Source organism: Burkholderia sp. YIM B11467, from assembly GCF_052952715.1.
In genome coordinates, this window is record NZ_JBQVSQ010000010.1 from 95,333 (window position 1) to 113,122 (window position 17,790).

General features: G+C 68.4%; 13 protein-coding genes, 1 tRNA gene and 2 riboswitches. Of the genes, 8 read left to right on the plus strand and 6 right to left on the minus strand.

Annotation, left to right across the window (positions count from 1 at the left end):
- The first annotated feature begins 222 nt into the window (after nucleotides 1–222).
- Nucleotides 223–2,571: a tetratricopeptide repeat protein gene (locus tag ACTRWB_RS29255; RefSeq protein WP_446903893.1), complete on the plus strand. Its 2,349-nt coding sequence runs from the start codon at nucleotides 223–225 to the stop codon at nucleotides 2,569–2,571.
- Nucleotides 2,572–2,599: 28 nt separating this feature from the next.
- Nucleotides 2,600–3,742: a dTDP-4-amino-4,6-dideoxy-D-glucose aminotransferase VioA gene (gene vioA / locus ACTRWB_RS29260; protein WP_129513435.1), complete on the plus strand. Its 1,143-nt coding sequence runs from the start codon at nucleotides 2,600–2,602 to the stop codon at nucleotides 3,740–3,742.
- 10 nt (nucleotides 3,743–3,752) lie between these two features.
- Here the strand turns inward: vioA and ACTRWB_RS29265 are convergent, their stop codons facing one another.
- The 5 genes from ACTRWB_RS29265 to ACTRWB_RS29285 form a co-directional block, all read right to left on the minus strand.
- Nucleotides 3,753–4,415 carry an acetyltransferase gene (locus ACTRWB_RS29265; RefSeq protein WP_446903894.1) on the minus strand — a complete coding sequence of 221 codons (663 nt, stop codon included), beginning with the start codon at nucleotides 4,413–4,415 and terminating at the stop codon, nucleotides 3,753–3,755.
- A gap of 93 nt (nucleotides 4,416–4,508) precedes the next feature.
- The gene (locus tag ACTRWB_RS29270; protein WP_446903895.1) at nucleotides 4,509–6,449 is read right to left on the minus strand and encodes a tetratricopeptide repeat protein; all 1,941 of its coding nucleotides are present in this window, start codon (nucleotides 6,447–6,449) and stop codon (nucleotides 4,509–4,511) included.
- 39 nt (nucleotides 6,450–6,488) lie between these two features.
- Nucleotides 6,489–7,232 carry an acetyltransferase gene (locus ACTRWB_RS29275; RefSeq protein WP_446903896.1) on the minus strand — a complete coding sequence of 248 codons (744 nt, stop codon included), beginning with the start codon at nucleotides 7,230–7,232 and terminating at the stop codon, nucleotides 6,489–6,491.
- Nucleotides 7,233–7,644: 412 nt separating this feature from the next.
- The gene (locus ACTRWB_RS29280; RefSeq protein ID WP_446903897.1) at nucleotides 7,645–9,291 is read right to left on the minus strand and encodes a TIGR04222 domain-containing membrane protein; all 1,647 of its coding nucleotides are present in this window, start codon (nucleotides 9,289–9,291) and stop codon (nucleotides 7,645–7,647) included.
- 211 nt (nucleotides 9,292–9,502) lie between these two features.
- A tRNA-Arg gene (locus ACTRWB_RS29285) sits at nucleotides 9,503–9,578 on the minus strand.
- 252 nt (nucleotides 9,579–9,830) lie between these two features.
- Here ACTRWB_RS29285 and ACTRWB_RS29290 point away from each other — a divergent pair.
- Entirely contained in the window at nucleotides 9,831–10,727 is an 897-nt protein-coding gene (locus tag ACTRWB_RS29290) for a c-type cytochrome (RefSeq protein ID WP_446903898.1), read from the plus strand.
- Between the two features lie 100 nt (nucleotides 10,728–10,827).
- Here the strand turns inward: ACTRWB_RS29290 and ACTRWB_RS29295 are convergent, their stop codons facing one another.
- Nucleotides 10,828–12,915 (minus strand): UvrD-helicase domain-containing protein, encoded by a 2,088-nt coding sequence (locus ACTRWB_RS29295; protein ID WP_129513406.1) that lies wholly within the window; start codon nucleotides 12,913–12,915, stop codon nucleotides 10,828–10,830.
- 274 nt (nucleotides 12,916–13,189) lie between these two features.
- On the opposite strand from ACTRWB_RS29295, the gene ACTRWB_RS29300 reads away from it, so the two are divergent.
- The 5 genes from ACTRWB_RS29300 to gcvH all read left to right on the plus strand — a co-directional run bounded on the left by ACTRWB_RS29300 (nucleotide 13,190) and on the right by gcvH (nucleotide 17,787).
- Nucleotides 13,190–13,897, plus strand: a complete 708-nt coding sequence (locus ACTRWB_RS29300) for an SGNH/GDSL hydrolase family protein (protein ID WP_446903899.1) — start codon at nucleotides 13,190–13,192, stop codon at nucleotides 13,895–13,897.
- Between the two features lie 233 nt (nucleotides 13,898–14,130).
- Nucleotides 14,131–15,183, plus strand: coding sequence for an oxidoreductase (locus ACTRWB_RS29305; protein WP_412022700.1), 1,053 nt, complete (start codon nucleotides 14,131–14,133; stop codon nucleotides 15,181–15,183).
- 158 nt (nucleotides 15,184–15,341) lie between these two features.
- Nucleotides 15,342–15,704, plus strand: a complete 363-nt coding sequence (locus ACTRWB_RS29310) for a hypothetical protein (RefSeq protein ID WP_048247837.1) — start codon at nucleotides 15,342–15,344, stop codon at nucleotides 15,702–15,704.
- 113 nt (nucleotides 15,705–15,817) lie between these two features.
- Nucleotides 15,818–15,921, plus strand: a riboswitch (glycine riboswitch).
- A gap of 32 nt (nucleotides 15,922–15,953) precedes the next feature.
- Nucleotides 15,954–16,087: riboswitch (glycine riboswitch) on the plus strand.
- 84 nt (nucleotides 16,088–16,171) lie between these two features.
- A complete protein-coding gene (gcvT, locus tag ACTRWB_RS29315; protein ID WP_446903900.1) occupies nucleotides 16,172–17,290 on the plus strand; it encodes a glycine cleavage system aminomethyltransferase GcvT in 1,119 nt (372 codons plus the stop codon).
- A 116-nt stretch (nucleotides 17,291–17,406) separates the two neighbouring features.
- The gene (gcvH, locus tag ACTRWB_RS29320; protein WP_059232767.1) at nucleotides 17,407–17,787 is read left to right on the plus strand and encodes a glycine cleavage system protein GcvH; all 381 of its coding nucleotides are present in this window, start codon (nucleotides 17,407–17,409) and stop codon (nucleotides 17,785–17,787) included.
- The last annotated feature ends 3 nt before the right edge of the window (nucleotides 17,788–17,790 follow it).

Below are 17,790 nucleotides of genomic sequence, written 5' to 3' on the forward strand. Positions count from 1 at the left end.
GACAACCCGACAACAAGAACTACACGCTGATGTGAGGGCGTGCTCGTTCGCCTCCGCCCGCCTCGCGCGGGCGTTTTTTTGCCCACTGCCGGCCGCGTCGCCCGGTGCCGCGGCCACCCGTTCAATCGGCCAAACTGACCGGGCTTTTACCGTCACCTCGCGGCATCGGCGCGGCGGCACGCTACCCATAATGGTATCGACCGACTCTCCGCAGATTTCATCATGCCCTCGTTCGACCTGTCCGCCTCCGCCACGCTCACACCCGAACAGCAGCTTGCGCAGGACATCGCGCTCGTCCTGGACAACGCGCTCGAACGCCAGCGCAGCGGCGCATTCGACGACGCGCAGGCGCTGTACGAGGCGATCCTCGACGCAATGCCCACGCATGGGGACGCGCACTACAACCTCGCGGTGCTGATGGTCGATACGGGCCGCCCGGCTGACGCGATACCGCATTTCGAAGCCGCCATCGGCTCGAATCCGGCCAACGGCTACTACTGGGTCAGCTACATCCACGCGCTGCATCGCAGCGGACAAACGGCCGCTGCATGGATCGCCGTCGAGATCGCGCAACAGCGCGGCGTGCACGGCCCGGCACTGGACGGCCTGATCGCGCAGTTGGCGTCGCCCGACATCGTGCTCGCGACTGCGGCGGTCGCCGTCGCCCCAAGCGGCATCGATACGGCGATCGTCCTGGAAACCGCGGCCGGCCCGGCCGGGCGGAACGACGCCGGCAAACCTGTCCGCCGCCCCAGCCAGACGCTGCTGCAAAAGCACGCGGCGCTGTTCGACAAAAACAAGCACGCGGAAGCCACCGCGCTTGCGCGGCAACTGGTCGCCGACTACCCGGAAGACGGCTCATGCTGGCGCGCGCTGTCCGCATCGCATCACCGGGAAGGCCGCTTCGCGGAGATGATCGAGGCCGGCCTGCGTACGGTCGCCTTGCTGCCGAACGAAGTGCTCGTGCGCATCCTGCTCGCCGATACGTTGCGGGCAATGAACCGTCTCGCGGAAGCCGACGAACAGTGTCAGCGCCTGTTCGAGCTCCAGCCGGATCACCCTGAGGCGATGCGGGTCCGCGCGCTCGTGCTGTTCGCGATGCGCCGCACAGACGAAGCGATCGCGGCCTGCCGGCGCGCAGTCGAACTCGCACCCGGCGCGGCCGCCCCGATGAGCACGCTCGGCTTCGTGCTGCTCGAACTGGGCGCCACGCAGGAAGCGGTGGGCTGGCTGAAGCGCTCGATCGAAATCAACCCGACCGACAGCATCACCCACAGCAGCATGCTGTTCTGTATCGCGCACAGCAGCGAATTCGCTCCGCAGACGCTCGTCGCGGAACACCGCAAGTTCGGCCAGCGCTACGACAACCACAAGCGCAACCGCGCGGCCGTGTTCTCGAACCCACGCGACCCGGCGCGCAAGCTGCAGGTCGGCTTCGTGTCGGGCGACCTGTTCAGCCACGCGGTCGCCTCCTACGCGGTGCCCGTGATCGAGCAGCTCGCGACCGATTCCGGCATTGCGATGCACTTCTATCACAATCACTTCGAGGAAGATCAGACGTCCGAGCGCTTCAAGGCCCACGCCACGACGTGGCGCAACGTCGCCGGCATGAGCGACCAGGCCTTCCTCGAACGCGTGCGCAACGACCGCATCGACATCGTGATCGACCTGTCGGGCCATACCGGCCGCAACCGACTCGTCGCGCTGGCGCAGCGCGCGGCGCCAGTTCAGGCGTCCTGGATCGGCTATCCGGCCACGACCGGCCTCAGCAAGATGGACTACTACCTGACGGACCGCTTCGTCGCGCCGCACGGCGCATTCGACGACCAGTTCGTCGAGCAGATCGTGCGGCTGCCCGCGATCGCGCCGTTCATGCCACCGCCGAACTGCCCGCCCGTCAACGTGCTGCCGGCGCTCCACAACGGTTATACGACCTACGCCAGCTTCAACCGCCTGAACAAGCTGAGTTCGCACGTGATCGAGGTCTGGGCGCGCGTGCTGCATGCAGACCCGACCGCGCGCATGGCGCTCGGCGCGATCAGCAACGACCGCGACCAGGGCGCGCTGACCGAATGGTTCGCCGCCGCGGGCATCGATGCCGGCCGCCTGACGTTTCACCGCCGCTCGAACATTCCGGTCTTCATGCAGCAGCACCACGGCGTCGATCTCTGCCTCGACACGTTCCCGTACACCGGTTCGACGACCACGCTGAACGGGCTGTGGATGGGCGTGCCGACCGTGACGCTCCCCGGCGCGACGATGGCCGGGCGTGGCAGCGCGGGCTGGCTGCAGCACGTCGGGCTCGACGAATACATCGCGACGGACGAAGACGATTTCGTCGCGAAGGCGCTGGCCCTCGGCCACGACACCGCCGCGCTGCAGGCGCTGCGCACGGGCCTGCGTGCGCGCTGCTTGCAATCCGCCGCGTTCCGGCCGGCCGTCGTCGCGGCCGGCTTGTCGTCGGCGCTGCGCACGATGTGGACCCGCTGGTGCGCGGACGAACCCGTCACCGCATTCGACACGCCGCTGTTCGACGACACGGCCACCGCACAGGCCGCGGCCGAGGCCTGAGCTCCACGCGTCACCGAGAGAGATCACCATGACCGCCAGCCTGCCCGCGTCGTCCGTCGCGCAACTGCCGCACGAACGCATCTACGTCACGCAGCCGCACCTTCCGCCGCTCGCGGAATTCCTGCCCTATCTCGAAAAGATCTGGGAGAGCCGGACGCTGACCAACGGCGGCCCGTTCCACCAGCAGTTCGAACGCGCGCTGTGCGAGTATCTCGGCGTGCCTTACCTGTCGCTGTTCGCGAACGGCACGCTCGCGCTCGTCACCGCGCTGCAGGCGCTGCGCATCACCGGCGAGGTGATCACGACGCCGTACTCGTTCGTCGCAACCGCGCATTCGCTGCTGTGGAACGGCATCAAGCCGGTGTTCGTCGACGTCACGCCCGGCACGCTCAATCTCGACCCCGCGCGCATCGAGGCGGCGATCACGCCGCAAACCACCGCGATCCTGCCCGTGCACTGCTACGGCAACCCGTGCGACGTCGACGCGATCCAGAAGATCGCCGACAACTACAACCTGCGCGTGATCTACGACGCCGCACATGCGTTCGGTGTGCAAAACGCCAGCGGCAGCGTGCTCACCCACGGCGACCTGTCGGTGCTGAGCTTCCACGCGACGAAGGTGTTCAACACGTTCGAAGGCGGCGCGATCATCTGCCCGGACGCGAAGACCAAGCAACGGATCGACCACCTGAAGAACTTCGGTTTCGTCGACGAAGTCACGGTCGTCGCGCCCGGCATCAACGGCAAGATGAGCGAGATCAACGCCGCCTTCGGGATGCTCCAGCTGCAGCACATCGACGGCGCACTCGCGCGCCGCCGCGAAATCGACACGCTGTACCGCACGCTGCTGGCCGACGTGCGCGGCATTCGCTGCGTGCCGCTCGGCGGCCAGACCGTCGCGAACCACGCGTACTTCGCGATCCTCGTCGACGAAGACTATCCGCTCGATCGCGACGCGCTGTATCAGAAGCTGCGCGACTACGACGTGTACGCGCGCCGCTACTTCCATCCGCTGATTTCGGAATTCCCGATGTATCGCGGGCTCCCGTCCGCGAACCGCGACAACCTGCCCGTCGCGTCGGAAGCCGCGCGCAAGGTGCTGTGCCTGCCGATCTACCCGGCGCTCACCGACGACATGGTCCGCCGTATCGTCGAGCTGATCGCGCACTGACGCGCGGCGCCTACAGGTAGCGCTCGCCGACCGCGCGCGCGCGGATCCGGCGCGCCGGATTGCCGTACGCGACCGTGTACGGCTCGACGTCGCGCAGCACGACCGCGCCCGCGCCGACGACGCTGTGCTCGCCGACCGCGATCCGGTGCCGCAGCATCGCGCCGAGGCCGATCGCCGCGCCCTGGCCGATCCGGCAGTTGCCGCCCGTGACGACGCCTGGCGCGAGGCTCGAGAAATCCTCCATCACGCCGTCGTGGTCGAGCGACGCATTCGTGTTGACGATGCACCCGTCGCCGATCGTGCAGCACGGATTGATCACCACGCCGGCCATCACGACCGTGCCCGCGCCGATCGTCGACGCCTTGCCGATGCGGGCGGCCGGATGCACGGCCGACACGCACGGCAAGCCGGGCACGAGCGCCGCGAGATCGGCCGTCACTTTCTCGCGCGCGTGGTTGTCGCCAATGGCGACCAGCAGCCCGGCGATTCCGTGCACGGCGATCAGGTCCGGCAGGTCGCGCTCGGTGCCCAGCACCGGGTAGCCGAGCGTCTCCTCGCCGCGGGGCCGGAACGCGTCGATCAGCCCGGCGATCCGGTACTGGCCGGCCTGTTCGACGATGTCGATCACGACCTTTGCGTGACCGGACGAGCCGACGATGACGATGTTTTCCACGAGGGCCTCGATTGATCTGAAATGCGGGGGCGGCATAACCGCGTTCCCCGCAGTATGCCGTGTCGCCGCGCCCGCGCGGCACGCGCCATCTGGTCAGGCGGTGCGAGCCGTTTCGTCCGCCGCCGCGCGACGTACCGCGAAATGCGCCGCGAACGCCTCGCGCATGCGCTCGGCCATCCGGATCCAGTTGTCGTCGCGCCCGCGCCGGAACAGCCGCACCGTGCCCGGATACCACGGCGAATCCTCGCGGTCGTGCATCCAGCGCCAGTCCACGTCCTGATTCGGCAGCAACACCCAGCAAGGCTTGCCGAGCGACGCGGCCAGGTGCGCGGTGGACGTGTCGACGCACACCACGAGATCGAGCTGCGCGACGATCGCGGCCGTATCGGCGAAATCGTCGATCTCCGAGCCCAGATGCAGCAACGGCAGGCCGCCCGGCGGCTGGCGCGCCTCGTCCTCGCCCTGCCCCTTCTGCAGGCTCACGAAACTCACACCCGGCACGCTCCACAGCGGCGTCAGCAACGCGAGCGACGGCAGCGAGCGATGCGCATCGTTGTGATGCTTCGGATTGCCTTTCCACACGAGCCCGACGCGCGGGCCGGCCGGCAGCGCATCGAGGCGCGCGCGCCAGCGCGCGACGCGGGCCGGGTCGGGCGCGAGCCGCACCGGCGGCGGAATCGTGTCGAGCGTCGTGCCCACGTGCATCGGCGCGCTCAGCAGGCTCGTCCAGTAATCGAATTGCGCGGCGCGCGCCGCGGCTGCGTCGTGATCGAGCACTTCGTCGACGCCGTCGACCGTCTCCATCAGCCGATGCAGCGCGGGCTGGCACGCGAACACGACGCGCGACGCGTGCCGTGCGCGAAACTCCGCGAAATAGCGACTGAACTGCAACATGTCGCCCAGGCCGTCCTCCTGCCAGACGAGCAGCGTCTTGCCGGCAAGCGGCTCGCCCTGCCACTGCGCACACTGCAGCACCTCGCGGGTCCGGCGATGCACGAAGGCCGACTGCTCGTAGCGCGATTCGTAGCGCCGCCAGCCTTCCTCGAAGCGGCCGAGGCCGAGCAGCAGCGTCGCCAGCCCGAAACGCGCGTCGTCATAGTCGGCGCGCAGCTCGAGCGCGCGGCGGTACGCACGTTCGGCGTCGTCGTGGCGGTCGGCATGCGCGAACGTCGTGCCGAGGTTGTAGTGCACTTCGGCCATGTCCGGCGCAAGCGCGAGCGCATCGGCAAAGGCAGCCATCGCTTCGTCGTGGCGGCCCTGCGCGCGCACGACGCAGCCGAGATTGTTGTGCGGCTGCGGCAGGCCGGGGCGGCAGCGGATCGCGTCGCGATAGGCCGCTTCCGCTTCGGGCAGGCGATCGAGATTCTGCAGCGCGACGCCGAGGTTGTAATGCGCTTCCGGGTGGTCCGCGCACAGCGCGAGCGCCTGCCGGCTGGCCGCTTCCGCTTCCGGCAGCCGCTGCATGTCGACGAGGATCGCGCCGAGATTCGCATGGGCGAGCGCGTGGTCGGCGCGCACGGCAATCGCGAGCCGGTAGGCGAGTTCCGCCTCGGCCGGCCGGCCGAGGACACGGAGCACATTGCCGAGATCGGTCAGCACGTCGGCGGACCGCGGCTCGATCAGCAGCGCCTGCCCGAACGCCTGCTCGGCTTCATCAAGCCGGCCGAGCGCTTCGAGCACCTTGCCGAACCGGTGATGGTGCGACGCGTGCAACTGCGTGACGGACGCGAGCTGCCGGCGCAGGATCGCCTCGGCTTCCGGAAGGCGCCCCTGCGACACGAGCAGCGCGCCGAGACCGTCGTACGGCGGATCGAACGTCGGCATCGCGTCTATCGCGCGCCGCCACCAGGCTTCCGCGTCGGCCAGCCGGGTCAGTCCGAGCGCGCAGACGGCCGCGACGTGCAGCACCGCAATGGCCGGCGCCGGCCCGTCGAGCAGCGGCGCGACGAGCGACAGCGCGTCGGCAAACCGTCCGTTCTGGCACAGGGTCGCGGCGTGTTGAACGAGCGCGGATTCGTCGGAAGCAGGCGTCATGTCATGCGGCGATGCGCGCCGCGCATCGCGAACGGACGGTTAGATAGGCGTCGGTGCAGCGGCCGGTTGCACGGACTCGTTCACTGCACGGTCCTTGGCCTCCTTGAGCGCCGCGAGCGTGTCGAGCGCACGCCCTTCGTCGGCATCGAGATCGACCAGAAACGCGTCGTTGTTCTGCTTGATCCAGTCGAGCGGCATGTCCCACCACGCGAGCTGCAGCAGTTGTTCGCGCACTTTCTCCGTGAAGCGGAAACGAACCAGCCGGGCCGGCGAGCCCGCATAGATCCCGTAAGCCTCGGTGCGGAAATTGGGCGGAACGACGGTCCGCGCGCCGATCACGCATCCGCTTTCGATCTGGCTGCCGCCAAGGAACAGCGCTTCATCGCCGATCCAGACGTCGTTGTGGATCACGGTATCGGGGTACTGCGGCATCGACGCATTGTTGAGGCCGTTGCCGTAGATGCTGAACAGCGTCGTGGAAATGGTCCGGATCTCGTGCTGACCGTTCAGCAGGAATCGCAGGCGCATTCCGCCGGCCACGTTCTTGCCGATCACGAGTTTCTGCTGCGCCTCGTCGTACTTCGCGATCGAGCCCACGCCGAGCATCGAGCAACGGCCGATATGAAAGGTGCCGAGATGTGCCTCTTCGTCGAGCCAGTTGCGAAAAAAATTGTTCGGAATAGCCGAAAAAGCGCCATCCCGGTAGCCCATCACGATGAAATGCTGCGCCCACGGGTGGTTGGGCAGCACGCCAATAAAGTCGTCGGAAGTCGTAACGTTCATTCGCGCTCGCAAGTGTGCCGGCGCATCGGCTGGATGCCGAGACCGCTCGGTTCGGGAGTGGGAAACGATGCGGCACATCGGCCGCGATCGTGGACGATGCAGTATAGAAAGCGCGCGGCAACGATCGACAATGAATAAGAACGGCGTTCTGACTTCTGTTCCGTCGATGGGGCTGGCTTGATCCCGAATCGGTGGCCTAGGTGCTCCAGGCGTCGGAATAGGGTCACCTTCGGCGTCCGAAGCCGGCGTATTTTTTCATCTCGGCGCCCCGGCGTCGGCTTCCGCAGAAACGGTCGCCCCGATCCGGTCAACCCGTTCCGTCGGCAGGGCTCAGCCGACCCGACGGCGTGTTATCGCGGCGCCGCCTGCGACGCGCTGCCCGCCATCAGTCGGCGCCCCACACCACTCACGCTCAGTTGCTCGACGAACACCCGCCGCAACTGCTCGAGCTGCATGAGCTGGAACTGGAGCTGGAACTGCACGAACTCGACGAACTGCAACTCGACGACGAACAGCTGCTGTCCGACGAGCTCGAACCGCCGCCGGTCCTCACCGCTCCGGCCCCGAACAGCGACGGCGCCAGCACGATGCCCGAGTACGCGGCCCACGCGGTACCGGCCAGCGCGCCTGCGCCGAACAGCGCGGCGGTCCACAACAGGTCGTCCGCCGCTGCGCGCTCGCCGTTGCGCGCGTCGGGTGTGCCAGCGGCATCCCGCACCACGCCCGCGTCGTGCACGGCGCGCGCATCGTGCGAGATCCGGCGCGCGACGAGCGCCGCCTGTCCGGCGGCCGTCGTCCCGCCCTGCCCGAAGCCCGTCAGGCGCCGCACGAGAATCCGGTACGCAATCGCGAACACCGCCATGCAGATGACGAGCAGCAGCACCGGCCGACCGCGGCTCAGCCCGACCGCGAGTTTCGCGGCGCCGGTGCCAAGCACGAGCAGCACGATCGCACGGGCGGCCAGCCGCGACGCTCGCATCTCGCCGGGCGCCCACAGCCAGCCCTGTGCACGCAGCCCGTCGGCCAGTTCCTGTGCATACCGCGCGAGCCGCTGGCGAAACGCGCTATAGCGCACTTCGCCGTCCGGCTGCTCGCTCAGCCACGAACAATGGTCGTCGTACGGGCCCGCGCGCTGCAGGTCGCCGATCTTCACATACGCGCCGTGCTTCGGGACGGATCGCAATTCGACCGCGCCCGCATGCGCGAGCGACATCGTCACCACCTGCGCGAGCCGCGCTTCGCCGCCGGTGAGAAAGGCGGCTTCATCGACCGTCAGTTCGTCGGACGTCTTGCGGGTGCGCTTGCCCCAGCGCCGCCACCGGTACTCGATCCATTGCAGGCCCGCGATCAGCAACAACGCGACGACGCAGGCCGGCACGTAGAGCGCGAGAAACTGCGGCCCGGTGTAGTTCAGCACGTCGAAGTCCTGCGCCGATGCGCAGGTCGCGGCGACGCTCGCGGCAGCCGCCGGCCACACGAGTTTCGGCAGCCGGTTGCGCCAGGTTCTGCTGGCGGGCGGGACGGACGGCGGATCCGCTTCTTCCTGCCGGCCCTCAGCCGGCAAGGCCGGCTCCGGCGATCCGGATACGGCGGGCTGGCTCGCGAGCGGCGGCCAGATCGACTCAGGCGGCTCGCAGCCGAACAGCCGGCGATAGCTGTCGAGCGTGTCGCGATAGCGCTGCGCGTACACGGCGGCCTCGTCCGGCGCACCCGTGCCGGGCATGTGATGCAACCGCGCGCGCAGCACGCCGGCGCAGAAGACGTCCCAGTATTCGAGCGTGTACTGGAGATGGAAATGCCAGGCGGCATCGACCGTGACCGACGGCGTGACCGGGTGCCCGGCCGCTTGCGCGAGAAACGCGAAGCGCTTGTATTCGTCGATCACGGCCAGCGTGTGCGCGTGCGACCAGCCTTCGGCGTCGGCGAGGCGTCGGCTGTACGGCAGCGGCGCATTCGGATCGTCGGGGGAATAGGCTTGCAGACGCGCGAGCAGCGCCTGCTGCGCGTCGGTCAGCGCACGGGCATCGACTGCGATCAAGGTAGACGGAATGGCAGCCATCGGGAGTCGGCGCGATGCACGGACGGCCGCCGCGATCAACGCTTGGAGTGGTCGTTGCGGACGATTCTCGCACAGCGGCGTGGCGGCGCGACACGGCCTCGAGCACTTTCGGCAGGTCGAGCGAGCGACAGCCACCAACCGGGCGGGACGTTACTGCAAGCGGGACAACGACGATGCGGCGAAACCGCCGAGAGCCTGAACAGGCATGTTTTGGCGCGCCCGGCTGGGATCGAACCAGCAACCCCTGCCTTCGGAGGGCAGTACTCTATCCATTGAGCTACGGGCGCGTGAGACAGTGAAGCGACCCCAATATACAGGCCGCCCACAATTGGCAAGACGGCAAGGATACCCGGTTTCCCATGACGCGTCCACCTTGCCCGCCGAATCCCCGCCGGGGCCCGCTGCGTGCGGGTAAACACGCGCCATCGTGCCGCTCGCCGTGATGTAAACGTTCCGTCTATAATCGTCCGAGCTTAATTGGACTGCCATTTTGCCGTTGCACCGCGCTCACAATTCCTATTCATGGAGACGAGGCAAGCATGAGCGAAGCATCCCACGAATCTCCCGTCAAAACCCCCGGGCAGCTGATTGCCGTCATCATCGCGTCGTTCGCGATTCCGATCGTCCTGATCATCCTGCTCGCCAACTATGCGAACCATGCGCTCCGTTCCGGCGCCGGCACGGACGCACTATCCGACGAGCAGGTCGCCGCGCGTATCGCACCGCTCGCGCAAGTCGACGTGAAGGACGCCAACGCGCCCCGCACGTTCAAGACGGGCGAGGAAGTCTACAAGGCCGTCTGCGTGACCTGCCACGGCACGGGCGCCGCCGGCGCGCCGAAGTTCGGCAACAAGGACGACTGGGCGCCGCGCATCTCGCAAGGCTTCGACACGCTGCTGAAGACGGCCCTGTCCGGCAAGGGCGCGATGCCGCCGCGCGGCGGCACGAGCCCCGACGACGTCAGCGACTATGAAATCGCCCGCGCGATCGTCTACATGGCGAACAACGACGGTGCGAACTTCCCCGAACCGGCCGCACCGGCCGCCAACGCGGCACCCGCCGCCGCCGCCGCATCGGGCGCCGACGCGTCGGGCGTCGATGCGTCGAACGCGCAGGCCGCCGCCGCGATGGCTGCGATCGCCGCGCTCCCGAAGCCCGGCGAACAGCCCGCCGCCGCACCGGCCAGCGCCGATGCCGCAACGGCCGGCAAGGCGCTGTACACGTCGACCTGCCAGGCCTGCCACGCGGCAGGCGTGCTCGGCGCGCCGAAGTTCGGCAGCAAGGACGACTGGGCGCCACGCCTGAAGGACTCGATGGACACGGTCTACAACTACGCGCTGCACGGCAAGGGCGCGATGCCGCCGAAGGGCGGGTCGACCGCGTCGGACGCCGACGTGAAGGCAGCCGTCGACTACATGGTCAACGCGTCGAAGTAACGCCGGCCGGCCAATAAAAAACCCCCGCGACGCACACGCATCGCGGGGGTTTTGTTTTGCAGGATCACCGGGCCGCGTACGCCCGACGGCGCCCGCCGCATCACTTCTGCAGCAACGCCTTCAGGCTCGCGAGCCGGTCCTTCGGCGACATCGGCGCTTCTTCCGGCGTGGGCGGCGGCGCTTCGTCGAGCCCCATCTCGGGGATGAAGCGAGACGGTTCGCACACGACCGTCTCGCGCGCCCGCTTGCGCTTCTTGCACCAGTTCAGGTGCAGGCTGCGCTGCGCGCGCGTGATCGCGACGTACATCAGCCGGCGCTCCTCCTCGATCCGCTCGTTGTCGATCGGGCCGTCGTCCTCGCTGCCGCCGCGGTGCGGCATGATGCCCTCCTCGACGCCGACGAGGAACACGTGCGGATACTCGAGCCCCTTCGACGCATGGACGGTCGACAGCCTTACGGCGTCCGGATCCTCGTCCTTGCCCTCGAGCATCGACATCAGCGCGACGGTCTGGATCAGGCCGAGCAGGTTCTTGCCCGTATCGGCAAGCCCGTCCGCGTTGTGGAAACCTTCGGCCTCGCCGTCGACGGCTGCCGTCTCGGGCTTCGTGCCCTTGCGCTTCAGCCATTCGAGGAATTCGAGCACGTTCTGCCACTTCGACTGCGCCTGCCGTTCGTCGAATGCGTCGTACAGGTAGGCCTCGTAGTGGATCGCTTCCATCATGTCGTCGAGCACGACGGTCGCCGGTTCCTTGTCCGCGCGGTCGGTCAGGCGCTGGATGAAGTCGCAGAACATGCGCAGCGGCTCGATCTGACGCGCGGACAGCCGCGCCTCGATCCCGCCCATGTACACGGCTTCGAACAGCGACACCTTGGCCTGGCCCGCGAACGAGCCGAGCGCTTCGAGCGTCGTGTTGCCGATCCCGCGGCGCGGCGTCGTGACCGCGCGAATGAACGCGGGATCGTCGTCGGCGTTCGCGATCAGCCGCAGGTACGCGCACAGATCCTTGATCTCGGCCTTGTCGAAGAACGACTGGCCGCCCGACAGCACGTACGGGATCCGCTCGCGCCGCAGCACCTGCTCGAAGATCCGCGCCTGGAAGTTGCCGCGGTACAGGATCGCGTAGTCGCGGAACTGCGCGCGCCGCTCGAACTTGTGCGCGGACAGCCGGAACACGACCGATTCGGCTTCATGTTCCTCGTCGTTGCACGACGTGACGGTGATCGAATCGCCCATCCCGTGCTCGGACCACAGCTTCTTCTCGAACAGCTTCGGGTTGTTCGCGATCACGTTGTTGGCGGCGGTCAGGATCCGCACCGTCGACCGGTAGTTCTGCTCCAACTTGACCAGGTGCAGCTTCGGGAAATCCTTGCCGAGCTGCGCGAGGTTCTCGAGCGTCGCGCCGCGCCAACCGTAGATCGCCTGGTCGTCGTCGCCGACCGCCGTGAACGCGGCGCGCGGGCCCGCGAGCTGCTTCAGCAGCTCGTACTGGCACGCGTTGGTGTCCTGGTATTCGTCGATCAGCAGGTAGCGCAGCTTGTTCTGCCAGCGGTCGCGCACCTGCTCGTTCTTCGCGAACAACTCGGCGGGCAGGCGGATCAGGTCGTCGAAGTCGACCGCCTGGTACGCATGCAGCGTCGCGACGTAGTTGCGGTACACCAGCGCGGCCTGATGCTCGTCCTCGTTGGCCGCGATCGCCATCGCCTCGTCGGGCATGATCAGGCCGTTCTTCCACAGCGAGATGATGCTCTGGATCTTGCGGATCAGCCCCTTGTCGGTCGTGCCGAGCTGCTCCTGGATCATCCCGAAGCAGTCGTCCGAATCCATGATCGAGAACTGCGGCTTCAGGCCGACGTGCTCGGCCTCCTGGCGCAGGATCTGCACGCCGAGCGAGTGGAACGTGCAGACGGTGAGCTGGTTGACGGGTACCTTGCGGCCTTCCTTGCCGGGCGTGGTGAGCGTCTTGCCCTCGAGCAGCTTCCCCACGCGCTCGCGCATTTCGGCGGCCGCCTTGTTCGTGAACGTGACGGCGGCGATGTGGCGCGGCTCGAAACCTTTCGCTTCGATCAGGTGCGCGATCTTCTGCGTGATCACGCGGGTCTTGCCGCTGCCCGCGCCGGCGAGCACGAGACAGGGACCGTCGAGGTAGCGCACCGCTTCGTTCTGGGCGGGATTGAGGCCTGCGGACATGATGGCGGATGGTGTTGCGGTTGACGGCGGAGCGCCGGGAGGATGCCGTGCGCGGCAGGCTGGCGAAGCAGGCAGACCGCAGGCAGGACGCGCATGTTAACACGTCGGCGACGCGCATTTCGGGAGCGCCGCCGGACGGGGCCGCGCGGGCGTACCGCCGGGCCGCACCCTGTCCGTTCGGCCAATCCGGCCCCGTTCGCGCATCGATCGGCCACAATATGCACACCCTCGGCGGCGCCTCGCGCCAGCCCGCATCAACCACCGGATCGACACCATGGGATACCCGCTCGCCACCGCCGCTCTCGGCCCGCTGCTGTTCGCGCAGGGGCGCTACGTGCGTCGCGTCACGCCGCGGCTGCCCGAGGCGGCCGGCCCGCGCGAGGGGGTTGCCGGCGACGGCCCGCCGCTGCGCGTGCTGGTGGTCGGCGATTCGGCCGCCGCGGGCGTCGGCGTCGCGACGCAGCACGACGCGCTGTCCGGGCACCTGGCGCGTGCGCTGGCGGCCACGCACCGCGTGAGCTGGAAGCTGCTCGCGCGCACGGGCCTCACCACGCGGGAGCTCGTCGACTGGCTGGCCGCCGAGCCGGCCGAACCGTTCGACGTGGCCGTGACGTCGCTCGGCGTCAACGACGTGACGGGTGGCGTGCCGCCGGCCCGCTGGCAGGCGCAGCAGGCCGAACTCGTCCGGCTGCTCGCCGAGCGCTTCCAGGTCGGGCACGCGATCCTGTCGGCGGTGCCGCCGATGGAGCGCTTTCCGGCGCTGCCGCAGCCGCTCGCGTGGTATCTCGGGCGGCGCGCGAAGCGGCTCAACGCCGCGCTTACCGGCTGGGCCGCCACGCAGCCGCACTGCACGTTCCTGCGGGTCGCGCTGCCGCTCGAACGCCACCTGATGGCCGCCGACGGCTTCCATCCAGGCGAAGCCGCCTGCGCGGTATGGGCCGAGCAGGTCGCGGCCGCCGTGCTGCGGCGGGCGCCCGCATGACGCGGCACGACGCCCGCGCGCCGGCTGCCCGCCGCGCCGCCGGGCAGCCGGCCATGCGTACCCGGCGCGCGGGCCCGCGCAAAATGCCGGCTTCCCTTGCGCACGCGCCGCGCCCTCCCGCGCGTTTCGCCCAACGCCCCGGTGCAAGCGGCGGCGCCATGCCAAAATAGCCGGTCGTCTTCGCGCCGTCTCGGCGCGCCATCCTTTAGTTTCCTTCGTAGCCAGGGATTGCCATGTCGTCATTGCTCAGGATTGGTTTGATGGGTTTCGGTTTCGCCGGCGCGACGTTCCACGCGCCCGTGATCGCCACGAGCGGCCGCACCGAAGTGGCCGCGATCGCGACGGGTCAGCCCGAGCGCGCGCAAGCCGCGTATCCGGGCGCGCGCGTCGTCCCCGACCTCGACGCGCTGCTCGGCCTCGACGACATCGAGTGCGTGGTGATCGCCACGCCGAACGACACGCACTTCACGCTCGCCCGCAAGGTGCTCGAAGCCGGCCGGCACGTGGTCGTCGACAAGCCCGTCACGCTCACCGCCGACGAGGCGCTCGCGCTCGCCCGGCTCGCGAACGCGCGCAGCCGGCTGTTCGCGCCGTTCCACAACCGCCGCTGGGACGGCGACTTCCTCACCGTGCGCCGCGTCGTCGAATCGGGAGAGCTCGGCCGCCTGACCTACTTCGCCTCGCACTTCGACCGCTTCCGGCCGACGCCGCGCACGCGCTGGCGCGAGGAGCCCGCACGCGGCGGCGGCCTGCTGCTCGACCTCGGCCCGCACCTGATCGACCAGGCGCTCGCGCTGTTCGGCCTGCCGGAAACGGTGGCCGCGACCGTCAAGACGCGCCGCGAGAACGGCACGGCGCCCGATTTCGTGCACCTGCTGCTCGGCTATCCGGACAAGGACGTCGCGCTGCATGCGAGCGCGCTGTCGGCGATCGAACCCGCGCGCTTCACGCTGCACGGCACGCGTGGCAGCTACCAGAAGTTCGGGCTCGACACGCAGGAGGACCAGCTCAAGGCCGGCCTCACCGCGGACGACGTCGAATTCGGCGGCGGCAACCCGCCCGGCCTGTTGCGCGTGCTCGACGGCGACCTCGAGGTCGAGCGCCCGGTGCCGACGCTCGACGGCCAGTACGCGGAGTTCTACCGCGCGCTCGCCGCGTCGATCCGCGACGGCGCGCCGTTCCCGGTCACCGCGCAGGACGCCGTCGACGTGATGACGATCATCGAACTGGCCGCGCAGAGCGAGCACGACGGCCGCCGGCTGCCGTTCGTGCGCCGCACGGTCTGACACCGCGCGCCGGCCGGTTGCGGCCGGCCGGCACGCCGCGCTTGGATCAATCGGAACATTCGGTTACAAATGCCGGGGGAACGAAAGTCAGCGGGTGACCGGTCTGACGCGTTTCTTAAAAAAAGTCGATCCGACACCAATCCGTCAGGAGAATGTTGATGCAACGGTTGATTCGCGCGGCAGTGTGCTGCGCCCTGGTTTCCTCGCTCGCGGCCTGTATCGTGCAGCCGCAGCAACCGGTCCGTCCGGCCCCCCCGCCGCGGCCGAATCCGCAAGTCGTCGCGAACGAGCGGATGCAACAGATCCAGGGCCGGATCGACAACCTGCACCGCCGCATCGATGCGCGCGTGAACGGCGGCTACTATCCGCCGCCCTATGGCGCGCAGCTTCACCATCGCCTCGACGTGATCCGCCAGGAAGCGAACGACATGTCGGCGCAGCACAGCGGCGGCCTGTCCGGCGACGAGCAGCGCGTGCTGAACCAGGAACTCGACACGGCCGCGCGCGCGATCGGCGAGTAACGCACCGGCGCCCGCCGAAGCGGAAAAAGCGGCGGCACGCGCTGCCGCCGCTTGTCGCGAAGCGACATTCTTTTGCTCAAATTGACAAGGCCAACCTGCTCGCGTACAGTCGCCCGCACGCGTCGGGAGAGCGTGTGACCGCGTAGCTAGCAACGCCGGTCGCGCCGCCGAAGGGGCACACCCGCAAACTCTCAGGCAAAAGGACCGACCGCGTCGGGGAATCCCGTCCGCGCATTGCGCGGGCCGCACTCCCCGCACTCTGGAGAGCGGCAGTAGCCCGCTGCGCACATGCTGCGCGGGCAAGCTGCCCACCGAAGGGGCGCGCGTTCACCGGGCTTGGCCCGCAACGCAATCTCTCAGGTATCGAGGACAGAGGGGCATGTACCGGATCGCTCGCGCGCCATCGGCCGCGGCGGACGGCACATGGCCGTTCTGATCCGCGCGCAAGCGCCTTGCCTGAGGCCTCGATGACTGCACTGAATCACACCCCGCTCAACGCCGCGCACCGCGCGCTCAATGCCCGCATGGTCGACTTCGGCGGCTGGGACATGCCCGTCAACTACGGCTCGCAGATCGAAGAACATGAAGCCGTGCGCACCGACGCCGGCATGTTCGACGTGTCGCACATGTGCGTCGTCGATTTCACCGGCAGCCGTGTGCGCGCGTTCTTCGAGCATGCGATCGCGAACAACGTCGGCAAGCTCAAGACGCCCGGCAAGGCACTCTACTCGTGCCTGCTCAATCCGCAGGGCGGCGTCATCGACGACCTGATCGTCTATTACTTCACCGAAGACTTCTTCCGCGTCGTCGTCAACGCCGGCACCGCCGAGAAAGACATCGAGTGGTTCAACCAGCTGAACGAGCAAGGCGGCTACGGCCTCACGATCGCGCCGCGCCGCGATTTCGCGATCGTCGCCGTACAGGGCCCGAACGCCCGCGAAAAGGCCTGGGCGACGGTGCCCGCCGCGCGCGCCGCGACGAGCGAGCTGAAGCCGTTCAACGCCGCGCAGGTCGCCGGCACGCCGTTCGGCGATCTCACCATCGCGCGCACCGGCTATACCGGTGAAGACGGCTTCGAGGTGATCGTCCCGGCCGTGCACGTCGAAGCGCTGTGGCACGCACTGCAGCAAAACGGCGTGCGCCCGTGCGGGCTCGGCGCGCGCGACACGCTGCGCCTCGAGGCCGGCATGAACCTGTACGGCCAGGACATGGACGACAACGTCTCCCCGCTCGACGCGGGCCTCGCGTGGACGGTCGACCTCAGCGCGCCGCGCGACTTCGTCGGCCGCGCCGCGCTCGAGCGCGACGGTTCGCGCGCCGCGTTCGTCGGCCTGATCCTGCAAAAGGAAAACGGCAAGGCGGGCGGCGTGCTGCGCGCGCACCAGAAGGTCGTCACGCCGCACGGCGAAGGCGAAATCACGAGCGGCACGTTCTCGCCGTCGATGCAGGAATCGATCGCGTTCGCACGCGTGCCGGCAGCCGTCCAGATCGGCGACACGATCCAGGTGCAAATTCGAGACAAGAATCTTCCCGCGCGCGTGGTAAAACTGCCGTTCGTGCGCAACGGCAAGGTCCTCGCTGCGTAACGGCCGGGGGGCCTGCCTCCCGGGAAGCCGGGAGATGGCGCCCGGCGCAACCACACCCGGCGTGCCCCGGTGGCGCGCCAGCAAAACGAACAAACCCCTTTTATCAGGAGCATCCGATGAGCAACGTCCCGGCCGATCTGAAGTACACCGACGAACACGAGTGGATCCGCACTGAAGCCGACGGCACGCTGACGATCGGCATCACCGATCACGCGCAGAACACGCTCGGCGACATCGTTTTCCTCGAACTGCCGCCCGTCGGCAAGCAAGTGAAGGCAGGCGACGCGATCGGCGTCGTCGAATCCGTGAAAGCCGCGTCGGACATCTATTCGCCGGTGTCGGGCGAGGTGGTCGCGATCAACGCGGACGCAGTCGACACGCCGGAAGAGGTGAACAGCGACGCGTACGACACGTGGCTGTTCAAGATCAAGCTCGCGGCCGGCGCATCGACCGACAGCCTGCTCGACGCTGCCGCCTACTCCAAGCTGATCGACTAATTT